General features: G+C 60.9%; 15 protein-coding genes. 5 read left to right on the top strand and 10 right to left on the bottom strand.

What is annotated here, in order from left to right:
- Positions 1-2 precede the first annotated feature (2 nt).
- From JNB71_RS17180 to JNB71_RS17165, 4 genes are all read right to left on the bottom strand, one after another.
- The gene (locus tag JNB71_RS17180; RefSeq protein ID WP_220373363.1) at positions 3-773 is read right to left on the bottom strand and encodes an ABC transporter ATP-binding protein; all 771 of its coding nucleotides are present in this window, start codon (positions 771-773) and stop codon (positions 3-5) included.
- A gap of 32 nt (positions 774-805) precedes the next feature.
- Positions 806-1,516: an ABC transporter permease gene (locus JNB71_RS17175; protein ID WP_220373039.1), complete on the bottom strand. Its 711-nt coding sequence runs from the start codon at positions 1,514-1,516 to the stop codon at positions 806-808.
- Positions 1,517-1,534: 18 nt separating this feature from the next.
- Entirely contained in the window at positions 1,535-2,257 is a 723-nt protein-coding gene (locus JNB71_RS17170) for an ABC transporter permease (protein ID WP_220373038.1), read from the bottom strand.
- Between the two features lie 157 nt (positions 2,258-2,414).
- A complete protein-coding gene (locus JNB71_RS17165; protein WP_220373037.1) occupies positions 2,415-3,254 on the bottom strand; it encodes a transporter substrate-binding domain-containing protein in 840 nt (279 codons plus the stop codon).
- 195 nt (positions 3,255-3,449) lie between these two features.
- Here JNB71_RS17165 and hutC point away from each other — a divergent pair, with 195 nt between their 5' ends.
- Complete coding sequence (hutC, locus tag JNB71_RS17160; RefSeq protein ID WP_220373036.1) at positions 3,450-4,217, top strand: histidine utilization repressor; 768 nt, start codon at positions 3,450-3,452, stop codon at positions 4,215-4,217.
- A 54-nt stretch (positions 4,218-4,271) separates the two neighbouring features.
- Here the strand turns inward: hutC and JNB71_RS17155 are convergent, their stop codons facing one another.
- Entirely contained in the window at positions 4,272-4,871 is a 600-nt protein-coding gene (locus JNB71_RS17155; protein WP_220373035.1) for a TetR/AcrR family transcriptional regulator, read from the bottom strand.
- A 185-nt stretch (positions 4,872-5,056) separates the two neighbouring features.
- Here JNB71_RS17155 and JNB71_RS17150 point away from each other — a divergent pair, with 185 nt between their 5' ends.
- Positions 5,057-6,277 carry an efflux RND transporter periplasmic adaptor subunit gene (locus tag JNB71_RS17150; protein WP_220373034.1) on the top strand — a complete coding sequence of 407 codons (1,221 nt, stop codon included), beginning with the start codon at positions 5,057-5,059 and terminating at the stop codon, positions 6,275-6,277.
- A gap of 37 nt (positions 6,278-6,314) precedes the next feature.
- Positions 6,315-9,545 carry an efflux RND transporter permease subunit gene (locus tag JNB71_RS17145; protein ID WP_220373033.1) on the top strand — a complete coding sequence of 1,077 codons (3,231 nt, stop codon included), beginning with the start codon at positions 6,315-6,317 and terminating at the stop codon, positions 9,543-9,545.
- 226 nt (positions 9,546-9,771) lie between these two features.
- Here the strand turns inward: JNB71_RS17145 and JNB71_RS17140 are convergent, their stop codons facing one another.
- From JNB71_RS17140 to JNB71_RS17120, 5 genes are all read right to left on the bottom strand, one after another.
- Entirely contained in the window at positions 9,772-10,248 is a 477-nt protein-coding gene (locus JNB71_RS17140) for a GNAT family N-acetyltransferase (protein ID WP_220373032.1), read from the bottom strand.
- A 233-nt stretch (positions 10,249-10,481) separates the two neighbouring features.
- Complete coding sequence (locus tag JNB71_RS17135) at positions 10,482-11,237, bottom strand: ABC transporter ATP-binding protein (protein ID WP_220373031.1); 756 nt, start codon at positions 11,235-11,237, stop codon at positions 10,482-10,484.
- Positions 11,231-12,298: a FecCD family ABC transporter permease gene (locus JNB71_RS17130; RefSeq protein WP_220373030.1), complete on the bottom strand. Its 1,068-nt coding sequence runs from the start codon at positions 12,296-12,298 to the stop codon at positions 11,231-11,233. Before JNB71_RS17130 ends, JNB71_RS17135 begins: the two co-directional genes overlap by 7 nt.
- Positions 12,298-13,440, bottom strand: coding sequence for an ABC transporter substrate-binding protein (locus JNB71_RS17125; RefSeq protein WP_220373029.1), 1,143 nt, complete (start codon positions 13,438-13,440; stop codon positions 12,298-12,300). Before JNB71_RS17125 ends, JNB71_RS17130 begins: the two co-directional genes overlap by 1 nt.
- 76 nt (positions 13,441-13,516) lie before the next feature.
- Entirely contained in the window at positions 13,517-14,653 is a 1,137-nt protein-coding gene (locus tag JNB71_RS17120) for an ABC transporter substrate-binding protein (RefSeq protein WP_220373028.1), read from the bottom strand.
- A gap of 123 nt (positions 14,654-14,776) precedes the next feature.
- Here JNB71_RS17120 and JNB71_RS17115 point away from each other — a divergent pair, with 123 nt between their 5' ends.
- Positions 14,777-15,583 carry a class I SAM-dependent methyltransferase gene (locus JNB71_RS17115; protein WP_220373027.1) on the top strand — a complete coding sequence of 269 codons (807 nt, stop codon included), beginning with the start codon at positions 14,777-14,779 and terminating at the stop codon, positions 15,581-15,583.
- 568 nt (positions 15,584-16,151) lie between these two features.
- Positions 16,152-16,679 carry a tetratricopeptide repeat protein gene (locus JNB71_RS17110; protein WP_431029153.1) on the top strand — a complete coding sequence of 176 codons (528 nt, stop codon included), beginning with the start codon at positions 16,152-16,154 and terminating at the stop codon, positions 16,677-16,679.
- Positions 16,680-16,778: the final 99 nt, after the last annotated feature.

Here is a 16,778-nt window from a genome sequence, read left to right as displayed (position 1 = left end):
GATCACCCTCCAAAATTGCCGATGAACTGGCGGAAGCTAGGGGAACCGCCTGAGCCGAACAACTGGTCCGGCGCGCCATCGCTGTCGATCTCGCCGGATTTCATGAAGATCACCCGGTTGGAGACGTTGCGGGCAAAGCTCATTTCATGGGTGACGACCAGCATGGTCATCCCCTCTTCGGCAAGCGAGCGCATGACGCGCAGCACCTCGCCTACCAGTTCCGGATCGAGCGCCGAGGTCGGCTCGTCGAACAGCATGACCTTGGGCTTCATTGCGAGCGAGCGGGCGATCGCGGCGCGTTGCTGCTGGCCGCCCGACAGATGTGCGGGATAGGCATTGCGCTTCTCGGCAATGCCGACCTTTTCCAGAAGCACTTCGGCCTCCGCGATGCATTCGGCGCGCGGCCGCTTCAAGACGTGCACCGGCCCCTCGATGACGTTTTCGAGGATCGTCATGTGGGACCAGAGATTGAACGACTGGAACACCATGCCGAGCTCGGAGCGGATGCGGTCCACCTGGCGCCGGTTCGCCGGAACGTTCTTGCCACCGCGCTGCTCCATCTGGATCAGTTCGCCATCGACGGAAATCTCGCCGTGATCGGCAATTTCCAGAAGATTGATACAGCGCAGGAAGGTGGACTTGCCCGAGCCGCTGGCGCCGAGAAGCGAAATGACGTCGCCGTCGCGGGCATCGAGCGAGATGCCGCGCAACACCTCATGCGTGCCGAAGCTCTTGCGGATATTGCGGACGGAAAGCCGGGTCGTGCCTGCCATGGTCGTTCCAGTCTGGTTGAGGGTCGTCGGGGTCATCGCTGCGGCACCGGAAACAGGGGCGCCGCGCGGCGGTGCGGGGTCAGCTTGTATTCGAGCAGCGCCATGGCCTGCAGGATCAGGAAGTTCAGGATGAGATAGATGGCGGCGGCGCAGAGAAAGACTTCCATCGTGCGATAGGTCTGCGAAATCAGCCGCTGGGCAACGCCGGTTACTTCCCAGACCGTTACGAGGCTGGCAAGCGCCGTCGACTTCACCATCATCACCACCTCGGTCGAATAGGCCGGCAGCGCATGGCGAAAGGCGATCGGCGCCAGGATCCGGCGCGTCAGCAGGAAGCCGGACATGCCGACCGAGCGGGCCGCCTCGATCTCCTTGGCCGGAATGGCGCGCAGGCCGAAGCGAAAGATTTCAGCCGTATAGCCCGCCGTGCACAGCGCCAGCGACAAGACGGCGCAGACGAAGGGTTCGCGCAGCGCCGGCCAGAGGAAGCTGTAGCGGATGAAGCCGAACTGCCCGAGGCCGTAGAAGATCAGGAACATCTGGATCAGCAGCGGCGAACCGCGGAAGACGAAGATATAGCCCTTGGCGAAATTGCGGGCGATGGTATTGCCGCTCACCCGCATCCAGACGATGACGAGCGCCAGCAAGCCGCCGAAGAAAACCGAGAGGGAAAACAGCGCCAGCGTCATCGGCAGAGCCGCCAGCAGCGTTTTCATCGTCTCGAACATGAAGGTAATATCCATCGCGCGGCTCCTTGAAGATCAGGCCTGGCCGAGGCTGGTCGGCATGCTGCGATTGGCGCGCTTTTCGGCGCTGGTGAAAAAGCGATCCGAGAAGCTGGTGAGGATCAGATAGAGGCAGCCGCCGACGATGAAGAACAGGAAGTGCTGCCGCGTCGAACCGGCGGCGACCTGGCTGGTCCGCATCAGGTCGGCAAGCCCGGTTACGGACACGAGCGCCGAGTCCTTGAGACTGAGCTGCCAGACATTGCCGATGCCCGGAATGGCAAAGCGGAAAACCTGCGGGCCGATAATGCGGCGGAAGCGCAGGCTGCGGTTCATGCCGATCGCCTGCGCCGCCTCGAGTTCGCCCTTCGGGATGGCGAGATAGGCACCGCGAAAAACCTCGGCCTGGTAGGCACCGGAGATGATGCCGACCGCAAGCGCACCGGCCGCGAAGGACGGAAGGCCGAGAAAGCCCTCGTAGCCCATGGCCGTACCGATCGCGGTGACCGCGCTCGATCCGCCGAAATAGACGAGATAGATGATCAGCAGCTCAGGAACGCCACGAAAGACGGTGGTGTAGGTGCCGCCAAGCGTTCGCAGTATCCTGCTGCCCGACAGCTTCGCCCAGGCGACCAGCGAGCCGAGGATAGCGCCGATCAACAGCGCAACGGCGGTAACGCAAAGCGTCATCAACGATGCCAGGAGAAGCAGTCCGCCCCAGCCGGTGGGGCCAAATCCGATCAATTGAAATAGTGCCATGCCGCAGGCGTCCCGTCGTTTCCGGCGCCCTCGTTTCAGGCAAGGCCGGCTTCCCGATCGTCAGATGGATGTGGAAGGCCGCACCTGAGGGTGGGCGGCCTGCCGCAGCAAAGTGTGCCCGCCGGGGGCGAATGGCAAGCGGCGGACAGAGTTTAGATCAGGGGGTAACGTCGGTTTTGAACCACTTCATCGACAAGGTCTTGATCGTGCCGTCGGCCAGTGCCGCTTCGATAGCCTTGTTGAACATGTCGCGCAGATCCGTATCGGCCTGGCGAATGCCGAGGCCCTCACCGCTGCCGAAGATCGTGCCGCCGATTTCAGGGCCGGTGAAGGCGAGCGTGCCATTGGCCTTTTCGAAAGCCGAAATCAGGTATACGGCATCGTCGAAGACGAGATCGATACGGCCGGTTTCAAGATCGAGGTCGCGCTCGGCGCCAGTCTTGTATTCACGCACGGTGGCGATATCGCCGAAGTTGTCATAGATGAACTTGGAGTAGACGGTGGCGGCCTGGATGCCGATCGTCTTGCCGGCAAAGGCTGCCTTCATCGCATCGATTTCCTTGACGCCGGTTGCGCCCGGATCAAGCTTGACGACCGTGCCGGAGCCGGCGGCGTTTGCCAGCGGACCATCCTTGAGCGTCGCGAAAGCGGCGTGGGTATGAGCATAGGGAATGGTGAAGTCGATGATCTTCTTGCGCTCTTCGGTGATCGACAGCGCATCCATGATCACGTCGAACTTGCCGGCATTGAGCGCCGGGATCATGCCGTCCCAATCAGACGCGACGAGATTGCACTCGACCTTCATGTGGTCGCAGAGATATTTGGCAAGCTCCGGCTCGAACCCACCGAGCGTACCGTCGGGATTGGTCAGGTTCCACGGCGCATAAGCGCCTTCGAGCGTGATGGTGACTGTCTTCCAGTCCTTGGCCTGAGCCATCGGCGCAGCAAGGGTTGCGAATGCGACGGCACCGGCCATCAGAAATTTGGAAAGATTCATGTTCAGGTTCCTCTGAGGTTTAGCTTCACAACGTCCGCCGATCTCCGCCGGCTTTACAATCTATTAAGGGATGAGCCGGCTTCAAAAATGCCCTGAACATCCATGTTGTATATGGTACCATATGCGAATTTTTGTGGTATGCAAGAGGGAGGCCCGCATTTGATGCAAAATTAATTTCGCCCAAGGAATGAGCATATGAAACGCAGCATCGACCAGAACGCTCAACTGAAGTGGGACAACAGCGACAATGACGGCGCGCCGCTTTACGCCGGCGTCAAGCAGATGATCCTCGACCGCATCCAGAGCGGTGAATGGCCACCCAAGCACCGAGTCCCTTCGGAGAATGAACTGGTCGCCGAACTGGGCGTCAGCAAGATGACCGCCAACCGGGCGCTGCGCGAACTGGCAAGCGAGGGCGAACTGGTGCGTATCCAGGGCGTCGGCTCCTTTGTTGCCGAGCGCAAGGGCTATTCAGAACTCTTCGAAGTCCGCAACATCGCCGAGGAGATCGACGAGCGAGGCCATGTGCACCAGGCCTCCGTGATCGTTTTGGCGCAGGAGACGGCAGCACCCGATGTCGCCGATGCGCTCGGCCTGCCGATCGGCGCACCGGTGTTTCACTCATTGATCGTGCACAGCGAAAACGGCGTTCCGGTGCAGATTGAGGACCGTTTCGTCAATCCGGAGGCAGCCCCCGGGTACCTCAACCAGGACTTCACCAAACAGACGCCGAATGCCTACCTGACTGCCGAGGCGCCGTTGAGCGGCTCAGAACACATCGTCGAAGCGGCCATGCCGCAGCCGTGGGAATGCAAGCTCCTCGTAATCCTGCGCACCGAGCCCTGCCTGCTCATCCGCAGGCGCACATGGTCGTCCAAGCGCGTCGTCTCCTTTGCCCGGCTCGTCTATCCCGGCCACCGCTACCGGCTGGAATCACGCAGCGGAAAAATGGCGGAGGACTGATATCGCCAACGACACCTGCAAGGTCGTATATGGAACCCGCCCCCCCCCCGATAACTAGCTGCCTTCAGCAGCCGGTTCCGGCCAGAATTGCAGTGCCATGTCGATGACGCGATAAAGTGCCGCCCGATCCGCACCGGACGCCGCCTGAATGGCCGTCCCTTGCGAAATCGTCATGATATAGCGGGCAAGATCAAAGGGTTCATGGCCGGGCGGCAGATCGCCCTCCTGCGCCGCGCGCTCGAACCGCTTGCCTAATTCGTGTTCGCCGCGGTGGCGGTTTTCAATCAGGCATTTCTGGATGTCGGCGGCAGCCTCGCTGCACGCGAGCGCACTGTTGATGCCCATGCATCCGCTCGGGTCCTTGTCAGCCGTCTGCGCGTCGGCAAAGCCGCGCAGAATCTTCTCGGCGGCAACACGGGCTTTAGGTTCTTTGAGAGCTTCATGAAAGAAGCTCATCTTGGTGCGCTCGTAGCGCTCAAGCGCCTTCAGGAAGAGAGCCTCCTTGTTGCCAAAGACGCCATAGAGGCTGGGCTTGGTGATGCCCATTCCCTCGGTCAGATCGGTCAGAGAGGTGCCTTCGTAGCCCTTTCGCCAGAATAGTTCCATGGCCGTTTCAAGGGCTTCGTCGACATCAAACTCTCTTGGCCGTCCCATGGGCCGGACCTCCCGAATTTTTTTATACCGATCGGTATAATTCCATTGACAGTGATCGGTTCAGGAACTTATTTTTATACCGATCGGTATTGAACGTCAATGCAGCCCTCGCGCCCAAATCTCTCGCCTCCCACGAAAGATGACCGGCACGTCCCTCCCCGAGGCCAGAAATTCAGGATAAAGTCATGTCTTTCGGAACTTTCAGAAACAAGCTTCTCGCCACCGGGCTCATTCTTGCCGTGGCAACCATTGGACCGACGATCGTCTTCGAAATCCAGGGCAGCCCGTCCGGCACCGGCAATGCAGCCGATGCCACGGCCGCAGCACCCGTTGCCGTTCCCGTCTCGGTCGCCGTCGTTGAGGCAAAGCCCGTGACGCAGTGGAGTGAATTCTCCGGCCGTCTCGAGGCGATCGATCATGTCGAGTTGCGCTCACGCGTCGCGGGCGCGATCCAGTCCGTTCATTTCCAGGAAGGCGCGATCGTCGAGAAGGGCGACCTGCTCGTCACCATCGACCCCGCTCCCTATCAGGCAGAAGTGGCCCGCGCCAAGGCAAGCGTGACCGCAGCCGAGGCCCGGGCAGCCCTCGCCCGCACCGAACTGAAGCGCGGCAAGCAACTGCTCGCCTCCAATGCCGTATCGCAAAGCGACTACGATCAGCGCCTGAACGGCGCGGCAAGTGCCGAGGCTGATCTGGAAGCCGCGCGCGCCGTGCTGCAGTCAGCCGAGCTCAATCTGAGCTACACGGAAATCCGCGCTCCGATCACCGGCCGCGTAGGCAAGATCGAGATCACTGCCGGCAACCTCATCGCCGCCGGTCCATCCTCGCCGATTCTTACCCGGCTGGTATCGCTAAGCCCGATCTATGCAAGCTTCGAGGCGGATGAACAGATCGTCTCCGGCATCCTGGCAGAACTGCCGGAGGGCGTGAATGCCCGCAACTTCCTCGATCGCGTTCCGGTGCGCATGGATGTCGCCGGTCACGCGGACATCAAGGGCAAGCTCCAGCTCGTCGACAACAGCGTCGATCCGCAAAGCGGCACCATCCGGGTGCGCGCAGTGTTCGACAATGCCAATGGCGCCCTGATGCCGGGTCAATTCGCCCGGCTGAGCATGGGCCAGGCGAAGACGGAAGACGCCGTGCTGGTTCATGAACGGGCGATCGGTACCGACCAGAACAAGAAATACGTGATCGTCGTCAAGCCCGACAACACCACCGAATACCGCGAAGTCACCCTGGGCGCGAAATCCGACGGCTTGCGGGTGGTGACATCCGGTCTGAGGGCACAGGAACGCATCGTCGTCAACGGTCTGCAGCGCATCCGCCCCGGCTCGCTCGTCGCACCAGAAATGGTCTCGATGAACGCCGGCACGAACCCGGCGCTGCAAGCCTCCATCGCGCAATAAGCCGTCATCGGCACTTAAGAACAAGGGCGATCGCGCCATGAATATTTCCAGATTCTTTATCGATCGCCCGGTTTTCGCGGGCGTTCTGTCTTTCCTCATCTTCCTCGGCGGCCTGATCGCCATGACGATCCTGCCGATCTCGGAATATCCGGATGTCGTGCCCCCGTCCGTTGTGGTGCGCGCCAACTATCCGGGCGCCAATCCCAAGGTGATCGCCGAAACGGTGGCGACGCCGCTGGAGGAATCGATCAACGGCGTCCAGGACATGCTCTATATGAGCAGCCAGGCGACCACCGACGGCCTGATGACGCTCACCGTCACCTTCAAGCTCGGCACCGATCCGGATCAGGCGCAGCAGCTCGTTCAAAACCGCGTCAGCCAGGCCGAGCCGCGCCTGCCGGAAGAGGTTCGCCGCCTTGGCGTCACCACCGTCAAGAGCTCTCCCGACCTGATGATGGTCGTTCACCTGACCTCGCCCGAGGGTCGCTATGACATGACCTATCTGCGCAATTACGCGCTGATCAACGTCAAGGACAGGCTCGCCCGCATCGACGGTGTCGGACAGGTGCAGCTGTTCGGCTCGGGCGACTATTCGATGCGCATCTGGCTCGACCCGCAGAAGATGGCGGAGCTGGGCTTGTCCGCATCGGACGTCGTCAACGAAATCCGCGCCCAGAACATCCAGGCGGCTGCCGGCGTCATCGGCTCTTCGCCCAATCTCGAGGGTGTCGACCTGCAGCTTTCCGTGAACGCGCAAGGGCGCCTGCAGAGCGAGGAAGAGTTCGGCGAGATCATCATCAAGACGAGCCCGACCGGCGCGATCACGCGACTGCGCGATGTCGCCCGCATCGAGCTCGGCTCGGCTGAATACTCGCTGCGCTCGCTGCTCAACAACAAGCAGGCCGTTGCCGTTCCCGTCTTCCAGGCCCCCGGATCGAACGCGATCGAGATCGCCGACCAGGTCCGCACGGTCATGAAGGAAATCAAGGCGACAATGCCGCAGGATGTCGACTACGAGATCGTCTACGACACGACGCAGTTCGTGCGCGCCTCGATAGAGGCCGTCATCCACACGCTGCTCGAAGCCATCGCCCTCGTCGTCATCGTCGTCATCATCTTCCTGCAGACCTGGCGCGCCTCGATCATCCCGCTGATCGCGGTTCCCGTATCGATCGTCGGCACCTTCGCGATCATGCAGCTCTTCGGCTTCTCGATCAACGCGCTCAGCCTGTTCGGGCTGGTGCTCGCCATCGGCATCGTCGTCGACGACGCGATCGTCGTTGTTGAAAACGTCGAGCGCAACATCGAAAACGGCCTTGCGCCACGCGAGGCAACCTACCGGGCAATGGCCGAGGTCTCCGGTCCGATCATCGCGATCGCACTGGTTCTGGTCGCCGTCTTCGTGCCGCTCGCCTTCATCTCCGGGCTCACCGGCCAGTTCTACAAGCAGTTCGCCCTGACGATAGCCATTTCGACCGTCATCTCGGCCTTCAACTCGCTCACCTTGTCACCGGCCCTCGCCGCCCTGCTCTTGAGGGGTCACGATGCGCCGAAGGACCGGTTGACCCGGATCATGGATTTCCTGTTCGGCTGGTTCTTCCGTGGCTTCAATGCGGTCTTCACGCGGGGAGCGAATGGCTATAGCGCCGGCGTCAAGGGCGTAATCTCGCGCAAGACGCTGATGATGGGGGTCTATCTGCTGCTCATCGGCGCCACAGCCTTCTTCTTCAAGGCGGTGCCGGGCGGCTTCGTGCCGCCGCAGGACAAGCAGTATCTCGTCGGCTTCACGCAGTTGCCGGACGGCGCTTCGCTTGACCGGACGGAAGCGGTTATCCGCCGCATCAGCGACATCGCGCTCAAGGTGCCGGGTGTCGAAGACGCGATCGCCTTCCCTGGCCTGTCGATCAACGGCTTCACCAACTCCTCCAATGCCGGCATCGTCTTCCTGTCCCTGAAGCCCTTCGAAGAGCGCACGACACCGGATCTTTCGGCTGGCGCAATTGCCGGGCGATTGAACCAGGAGCTCTCGGCAATCCAGGACTCCTTCAGCGCCATCTTCCCGCCGCCGCCCGTGCAGGGTCTCGGCGCAATCGGCGGCTTCAAGCTGCAATTGGAAGACAAGGCTGGTCTCGGTTACGAGGCTCTTGATGCAGCCGTAAAGGGCTTCATGGCCAAGGCCCATGCCGCGCCCGAACTGGTCGGCCTGTTCTCGAGCTATCAGGTGAACGTTCCACAGCTCTATGCTGACGTCGATCGTGCCAAGGCACGGCAGCTGAACGTGCCGCTGACGGAAATCTTCAACACGCTGCAGATCTATCTCGGCTCGGTCTATGTCAACGACTTCAACAAGTTCGGCCGGACCTATTCCGTCCGCGTCCAGGCCGATGCTGCCTACCGCGCGCAGGCCGAAGACATCGGCAAGCTGCAGGTTCGCTCGAATTCCGGCGAGATGATCCCGCTGTCGGCCGTGCTGAATGTCAGCTCCACTGCCGGGCCGGAGCGGGCCATGCGCTACAACGGTTTCCTATCGGCCGATGTCAACGGCAACACGGCACCGGGCTATTCATCCGGCCAGGCGCGCGCCGCCGTCGAACGTATAGCGGCGGAAACCCTGCCGGCAGGCGTCAGCTTCGAATGGACGGAACTGACCTATCAGGAGATCATTGCCGGCAATACCGGCGTGCTGATCTTCCCGTTGTCGATCCTGCTCGTCTTCCTGGTGCTGGCTGCGCAATACGAAAGCCTGTCGCTGCCGCTGTCGATCATCATGATCATTCCGATGGCGCTGCTGGCCGCCCTCGCCGGTGTCTGGCTGACGGCGGGCGACAACAACGTCTTCACCCAGATCGGCCTGATCGTGCTGGTCGGGCTATCGGCGAAGAATGCCATTCTGATCGTCGAATTCGCGCGTGAACTGGAGTTCGAGGGAGCCAGGCCCTTCGATGCGGTGATCAAGGCGAGCCGTCTTCGCCTGCGCCCGATCCTGATGACGTCGATGGCCTTCATCATGGGCGTTGTACCGCTGGTGACCTCGACCGGCGCGGGCGCTGAAATGCGCCACGCCATGGGCGTCGCGGTGTTCTCCGGCATGATCGGGGTGACGCTGTTCGGCCTGTTCCTGACACCGGTCTTCTACGTTGTGGTCCGCGCGCTTACCGGCAACAGGCCGCTGAAGATAACCGGCGCGCACGTAGCGCCCGCCGAAACCGCCACCGTGACACCGCTGCACACGCAACCGGTCCTGCCTGGGTTGGAAGCCGCGGAATAAGCCGCGACAACGACACCACCATCCTGAACGACGGCGCCGTCACTTGTACGGCGCCTTTTTTTTGCAAGCGAGCGCAAGAACGCACAGCGTAGAATTTGAGCGGCTGGCCGGTGGTGAGGCAGAGCATATAGACCGGACTCTCCCCTGCCCCTCCGGCGCCCAGACCGTCTCCAAACTGGCAATTGGCCTTGGTCCAATCGCCACCATCTCTGCTCCGGAGAAAAGGTCAGTCGGCGCTTTTGAGCAGCCCGGCATAGACGCCGGGGGCCGAATCGGGGATCGGGGTAGCACCCACAGTGCGCTCGTAGAACGCCGATGGGCCGACATCGCCGATGATGGCGTAGCCGTAGCCCATGGTCTTCAAATCCAGCAGACAGGCAAGCAGCAGTGCATGGCCGATGCCCCCGCCGCGCGCCGCCTCATCGACTCCGGTTGGCCCGAAGAAACCCCGGGCGATCGATTCATGGCATGCAAAGCCGATGAGTTTTCCCGCCCGCGTTGCGAGAAAGCAGGTCGGCGGCTGCCGGGCGAAAGCGACCGTAGTCTCGCTCGCCCAGCCGGAGCCAAACTTTTCCCGCACCCAGCCCGTCACCAGTTCAAGCTCCGGTGCAAGCGCCCGTCGGATCGTAACACCCGCTTTTTCCATCCGCGCGTCGAGACCGGGAACGGGTTTAACCAGTGAGAGATTGACCAGATAATCCATGTCGAACCGTGCGGCTGGCAGTCAGGTGACCGTGCCTGGCTGTTCGATGGCGCCAAGCCATCCGTTGCTTTCGATGATCAAAGGCTGCATCAAGTCAAATACTTGAGGCATAATGGCGCGCTCGTCAACTCGGCTTTGCAACAAGCGTTGACTTGCGCATTGCCCGGAAACAATCGGCGTGGAAAGGGCCCGCCGGACACTGTATTTGGGCGCCGATCGCCTTCAGGTTGCGATCAAACAATGGAGCTGTCGACGATCACCAGTGGTTTCCCCTGCGAACAGGCTTCGAGCCGCGCCTCGACCCGGTAGATGTCGCGCAGCATCGCCTGCGTTATGACATCGGCCGTCGGGCCGCTGGCGGCCATTTTGCCGTCGGCGATGACAATGGTGTTGTCGCAATAACGAAGCGCGTGATTGAGATCGTGCAGCGCAATCAGCACCGCCATGCCCGATCGGACTGCCAATGCCTTCATGAAGCCCAGCACCTCGATCTGGCGGAACAGGTCGAGAGCCGAGGTCGGCTCGTCCATCAGGAGAATCTCAGGCTTGCGAACGAGCGCCTGGGCAATCGACACGAGTTGGCGCTGGCCGCCGGAGAGCTCGCCGAGACCGCGAAAGGCGAGATCGTCGATCCTCAGCGCCCGCAGGACCTGATCGATATCCGTGAGGTCACGGTCGTGAACTTTCCAGCCGGAACCCTGCTTGGCTGCCAGCAGCACCGATTCATAGACCGTCAGGACCGCATTGGCGCCGGTATCCTGCGGCATGTAGCAGATCGTTTCCGGGCCCTTATCGGTATCGCTGAGATAGACGGTGCCGGGGCCGGAGGTGAGACCGGCAATGCGCTTGAAAAGCGTCGATTTGCCCGCCGCATTGGGACCAATCACGGCGGTGATGGCACCCCCGACCAACACGTCGGTATCGACGCCGGAAAGGGCGACGTGCTTGCCGTATTTGGCGCCAAGCCCCTTGAGTGCCAGACTTACCATGACCGCCTCCGATTGCTGAAGATGAGCACGAAAAAGAAGGGAACACCCACGAGCGCGGTGATGACGCCGATCGGCAGGATGGCGCCCGGAATGATCGTCTTCGAGACGACCGAGGTCGCGGATAGCAGCAGCGCACCGCAGACGAGCGACGCCGGAAGGAAGAAGCGCTGATCCTCTCCGACCAGCATGCGCGCAATGTGCGGTCCAACCAGACCGACAAAGCCAATGGTGCCGACGAAGGAAACCGGGATGGCGGCGAGAAGGCTGACCAGCATCATGGTTTCGAGGCGAAGGCCACGCACGTTGATGCCGAAGCTCGCCGCCTTATCGTCCCCGAGCCTGAGCGCCGTCAGCGCCCACGCGCGGCGGGCAAACAGCGGAACGGCAAAGACGAGTATGGCACCGGTCACCCCAACCTTGACCCAGGTCGCCTTGGTGAGACTGCCCATGGTCCAGAAGACGACGGCGGCCAGGGCCTGCTCCGAGGCGAGATATTCAAGCAGCGACAGCAGCGCGTTGAAGGTGAAGACCAGTGCTATGCCGAGAAGAACGATGGTCTCGACAGTCACGCCGCGCATGGTCGAGGCAAAATGGATGAACAGGGCGGCAATCATCGCCATCAGGAAGGCGTTGATCGGCACCATATAGTGGACGGCAACGGGGAAGATTGCCACTCCCCCGACGAGCCCCAGTGCCGCACCGAAACTGGCCGCCGCGGAGATGCCGAGCGTGAAAGGGCTGGCCAGGGGATTGGCCAGGATCGTCTGCATCTGCGCGCCCGCAACGGAAAGCGACGCGCCGACCGTGACCGCCATCAGCGCGATCGGCATGCGAATATCCCAGATGACGACGCGCAGCTGGTCATCGACCGAGGCGGCGTTGAACAAAGCTTTCAGGACATCGGACAGCGCATAATTTGCCGGTCCGAGCGCCATGTCGACCGCAATGCTGAGGAACAGCGCCCCGACAAGACACAGGATCAGGACAATACGGCGGTAGGCAAGGGCTCGGTAGCGTCCGCCGCCGGCGGCTTCAACGGGTTGCACCAGGGCGAGCGTCATCACATGTCTCCCGCTTCGAGTGAGATGAAATACCCCGTGCGATAGGCCACCGGCAGGAACTTCCTATGGAAATCCCGGAAGGTTTCCTCCGCGTCGAGGTCGGCGAAAAGCTGCGGATGGAACCACTTGGCGAATTGCTGGATGGCGACGAAATCATAAGGGTTGCCGTAGAACTGGTGCCAGATGGCATGGACCTGGTTCTGCTTGACAGCCTTCAAGCCCGGAAAGGCGGGCCGTCGCATCAGATCGGCAAGCCTCTGCCGCGCCGCCTTCGGATCGGCTCCCGGCCCGACATTGACGAACTGGTTGACATCGGATTCAGCTGCCCAGTTGGCGCCGGTGACGATGACATGGTCTGGATCGGCCACCACGAGTTGCTCAGGGTTGAGATCGCCGAATGTGCCCGTGATCGCGTCGGAACCGATATTGTGGCCGCCTCCAAGCTCCACCATCCGGCCGAAATTCACCGGACCGAACGTCCGGCAGCAGGCGACATCACCGGAAATACCCGGCGAGCGCTCGATGAACACCTTCGGGAAAGCGGGCTTTGCCGCGGCCAGCCGGTCCGTCACCCGGGCAATCTGTGCCCGGCGATAGTCGGCCAACTTCTTGGCCTGATCCTCGGCAGCGAAAATTTTGCCAAGCAGGGCTATGCTGTCTTCGGTGTTCTTTTCCGGATCGACTCGGAAATCGAGATAGACGACGGCAATACCGGCGGCTTCCGCCTTCTCGACGAGCGAAGCCTCCTCGGCCGCCTTCACCGACTCCAGATTGAGTGTCAGCACATCCGGCTTGAGCGCGATCGCGGCTTCCAGATCGAAGGTGCCGTTGCCGACATAGCCGAAGCGCGGCAGTTTCTCGATGTCGGGAAACCGGTCGCGATAGCTCACATAGGTGTCCGCGTCCTTCTTCACCAGGTCGTCACGCCAGCCGACGATGGTTTCGAAGGTCTTGTCGCCTTTCACCGCCGCAACCACATGAACCTGCCGAGCCTCGCCGAGGAGAACACGCTTTGCCGGCAGCTCCAACTCCACCCTGCGGCCGGTTACGTCTGTAATCTCGGTTTTCTCGGCCAGTGCCGGTTCCGTAGCAACCCCGACGAGGCCGGTGAGCGCCAGCAGCGCGATCGTCAGCATCTTCATTATGTCAATCCTTCGACAGCGGTTCGACCAGATGCATCGGGGCGGAAAGCCCGCCCCGGCCGGTCCGTCCTTCGCGTCAGCCCGCGACCGCGAGCGAGGCGAAATAGCCGCGCTTGTAGTCGACAGGCAGGAAACGTTCGTGCAGTTCCTTGAAGGTGGCGTCGGGATCGAGATCCTTGAACAATTCCGGATGCAGCCACTTGGCGATCTGCTGCACGGCGACGAACTGATAGGGGTTATTGTAGAACTGGTGCCAGATGGCGTGGACGTTGTTGTCCTTGACCGCCTTGACGCCGGTGAACGCGGGGCGCTGCATCAGGTTGGCGAGCTTGCGGACTGATTCCTTCGGATCAGCACCCGGGCCGACTCCGACCCAGTTGCCGCCTGGAACATAGAGTTCCCAGTTGGCACCGGTCACGATGATCTGGTCCGGATTGGAGGCGATGATCTGCTCGGGATTGACCGTGCCGAACGTGCCCGGAATGATGTCCTTGGCCATATTTGCGCCGCCGGCCAGCTCGACCATCTTGCCGAAGTTCTCATTGCCGAACGACATGCAGCAATCGTCGGAATAGCCGCCCGCACGCTCCATGAACACCAGCGGCTTCTTGGCATCAGCCTTGGCCAGGACGTCGGTAACACGGGCAATCTGCTCAGCCCGAAACTGAATGAATTCCTCGGCCCTTTCCTGTTTGCCCAACAGCGTGCCGATGACCCGCATGCTGGCCTCGGTGTTTTCCATCGGCTTTTCGCGGAAGTCGACATAGACAAGAGGAATGCCGACCTTGCCGAGCTTTTCGATATAGCCGGCCTCTTCGGTCGCCGTCTTGGCATCGATGTTCATGATGATGACATCGGGCTTAAGCGCAACGGCCTGTTCGATATCGAAGGTACCGTCCTTCATGCCGCCGAAGGTCGGCAGCTTGTCCATTTCCGGAAACTTGGCGAGATATTCATTGTAGCCGTCGAGATCGGCCTTCTTGAAATCGTCGCGCCAGCCGACGACGCGGCTGAACGGCGCATCCGTGTCGAGTGCCGCCACGAAATAGATCTGGCGGCCTTCGCCGAGAATGACATGCTCGACCGGCACGCTGACTTCTACATCGCGACCCGTGACATCCTTTATGGTCACTTTCTCACCGGCAAAAGCCAGGCCGGAAAAAAGCGCGCAGAAACCCACGGCGGCCAAGGCCACCCTGCCGAACATCGTCATTGTCTTCACTCCATCGGGAAACTGCGGCGCTTTTAGTTTTCATGATATTGACAGTCAAGTTTTATCTTTTAGAAGAATTCCAGAAAGCTAGGAACCTGCACGGCGCAATCCGGGACGATGACGATGAGCAATACCGAAAGACTGGCGAACTACGACTTACGCGCGGAGATCAAGGCATACTGGTCCGAACGGGCCGCAACCTTCGACCAGTCGCCCGGTCACGAGATCTTTTCGGAGGAAGAACGCGCCGCCTGGCACCAGTTGTTTCTACGGCACCTCGGCCCCGGCAACGGTCGCGCCGCACTCGATCTTGCCAGCGGCACCGGGGTCATTTCGCACCTGATGGATGACCTGGGCTTTCGGGTGACGGGCATGGATTGGGCGGAGCCGATGATGGAGCGCGCTCAATCCAAGGCAAAAATCCGCAAGCGCAGCATCAGCTTTCGCCTGGGCGACGCCGAGAACACGATGGAGCCGGACAACGCCTATGACGTGATCGTCAACCGGCATCTCGTCTGGACGCTGGTCGATCCGAAAGCAGCTTTCGCCGAATGGCTGCGGGTTTTGAGACCGGGCGGAACGCTGCTGATCATCGACGGCGACTTCGTCAGTTCGACACCGCTCGAGCGGCTGCTCTCCAGGCTCGCCGTTTTCGGCACGCGCCTTCGCATCCTGAAGAGCGATGCAGTACAGGCGTCGGCGGCAATGATGGATACGCATCGCAGCATTCTTTCGCGCGTCTATTTCTCGCAAGGGGCACGCGCGGAGGCGGTCGCCGATCTCCTTCGCCAAAGCGGCTTCGACACTGTGACGATCGATACCGACCTCGCCAGAGTTCATCGCGCTCAGGCAAAACACTGGAATCTCTTCAAGGGCCTGGCCCGCGGCATCCAGCACCGCTACGCAATCAGCGCCACCAAGGCTGGTTGAATTGACGCCTTCGGGCGGCATGAAAGCCGAAGGCCACCAGTTCACTGGCGAGCATGCTTGCGCGACAGCGGCTGCAGAATGCGATGATTGCGATCGCCGGACGCCCGGAGATGGCGGAGCCAACAGGCCCAAGCGTTGATGGATAAATTGCAACCTAAAGCGACCCTGAGCAAAAAGTTCGCTGCCAGGGCACAAACGGCAGCGGCCGGGTTGGACGAACGAGGAAACCTGGTTTGCCTCGTGTTGCCTCCGCTCACCCTGGCAGACAGCCGTTCATCTCAACAAACCCAGACGGCGCGTAGCTTTGATCTACAGAACCCACACCCTCGTAAATGAGGATTAGCTGCTCACAAGCCAACCAAACTCTCGCGCAAATAGCCGTATCATCGGAGAAAATTTTCGCCTTGCCATTGCGCTGTGTTGCAAGAGCGACACTATACAAACGGCCGATGTGTCTCTTTAATGCGACTCAACGATGCTGATTGTTTCTTTGTTAGCATTTTTTGATCAGGATTTCCGTGAGCGCATACTTATGCAACGCTAGGATATCTGAAAGTTGGGGGTATGAATGGTGACGTTTCAGATGATGCAGCGGGTCAGATGCCTAGCGCTATTGCTTGCCGGTGTTGCAACCCTGGCCGGATGCCAGTCTTCGAGCCTCGAAGACATGTCTGCTTTTGGCGACAGCGCCCAGACCGTCGCTGATGATTCGGCCGTCGCCTTCTACAAGGACGACGAATTGATCACCACGGGCAAGCTTCAGTTCCGGGAAAAGAACTACGGAAAGTCATACGCGATCTACAAACGCGCAGTTGCAGTCTTTCCGCAAGATCCAGCGGCATGGCTCGGCTTTGCGGCATCGTCGGATATGATCGGACGGTTCGATACTTCCGACCGCGCCTATGCGCAGCTCGCGAAGATGATCGGCAACACGCCGGTTTACTATAACAATATCGGCTATTCCCATCTCTTGCGCGGTGACCTTCCCAAGGCCCGACGCTATTTCCTCAAGGCCTACGAACTCGATCCCGCCAACGAGACGACGGCGCGAAACCTCGAATTGATGAAGAACAGCGTGAACGTCGCGCAGCGATAGAACCGCTTGGCGCAAGCAGCGCCGCCAAAAACGAACAATGCGCCGCTGAAAGGCGCATTGCGAGTTCTGCTGTCCTTGAGACCAATCGACGGCAGCGGT

The organism is Rhizobium herbae (assembly GCF_019511375.1).
Taxonomy (GTDB): domain Bacteria; phylum Pseudomonadota; class Alphaproteobacteria; order Rhizobiales; family Rhizobiaceae; genus Pararhizobium; species Pararhizobium herbae_A.
This window is presented reverse-complemented; position numbering and strand designations above follow the sequence as displayed.

Excerpts from the sequence above, each read along its gene's own strand:
- JNB71_RS17180 (WP_220373363.1), bottom strand. The coding sequence starts at position 773 with ATGGCAGGCACGACCCGGCTTTCCGTCCGCAATATCCGCAAGAGCTTC.
- JNB71_RS17175 (WP_220373039.1), bottom strand. The coding sequence starts at position 1,516 with ATGGATATTACCTTCATGTTCGAGACGATGAAAACGCTGCTGGCGGCT.
- JNB71_RS17170 (WP_220373038.1), bottom strand. The coding sequence starts at position 2,257 with ATGGCACTATTTCAATTGATCGGATTTGGCCCCACCGGCTGGGGCGGA.
- JNB71_RS17165 (WP_220373037.1), bottom strand. The coding sequence starts at position 3,254 with ATGAATCTTTCCAAATTTCTGATGGCCGGTGCCGTCGCATTCGCAACC.
- hutC (WP_220373036.1), top strand. The coding sequence starts at position 3,450 with ATGAAACGCAGCATCGACCAGAACGCTCAACTGAAGTGGGACAACAGC.
- JNB71_RS17155 (WP_220373035.1), bottom strand. The coding sequence starts at position 4,871 with ATGGGACGGCCAAGAGAGTTTGATGTCGACGAAGCCCTTGAAACGGCC.
- JNB71_RS17150 (WP_220373034.1), top strand. The coding sequence starts at position 5,057 with ATGTCTTTCGGAACTTTCAGAAACAAGCTTCTCGCCACCGGGCTCATT.
- JNB71_RS17145 (WP_220373033.1), top strand. The coding sequence starts at position 6,315 with ATGAATATTTCCAGATTCTTTATCGATCGCCCGGTTTTCGCGGGCGTT.
- JNB71_RS17140 (WP_220373032.1), bottom strand. The coding sequence starts at position 10,248 with ATGGATTATCTGGTCAATCTCTCACTGGTTAAACCCGTTCCCGGTCTC.
- JNB71_RS17135 (WP_220373031.1), bottom strand. The coding sequence starts at position 11,237 with ATGGTAAGTCTGGCACTCAAGGGGCTTGGCGCCAAATACGGCAAGCAC.
- JNB71_RS17130 (WP_220373030.1), bottom strand. The coding sequence starts at position 12,298 with ATGACGCTCGCCCTGGTGCAACCCGTTGAAGCCGCCGGCGGCGGACGC.
- JNB71_RS17125 (WP_220373029.1), bottom strand. The coding sequence starts at position 13,440 with ATGAAGATGCTGACGATCGCGCTGCTGGCGCTCACCGGCCTCGTCGGG.
- JNB71_RS17120 (WP_220373028.1), bottom strand. The coding sequence starts at position 14,653 with ATGACGATGTTCGGCAGGGTGGCCTTGGCCGCCGTGGGTTTCTGCGCG.
- JNB71_RS17115 (WP_220373027.1), top strand. The coding sequence starts at position 14,777 with ATGAGCAATACCGAAAGACTGGCGAACTACGACTTACGCGCGGAGATC.
- JNB71_RS17110 (WP_431029153.1), top strand. The coding sequence starts at position 16,152 with ATGGTGACGTTTCAGATGATGCAGCGGGTCAGATGCCTAGCGCTATTG.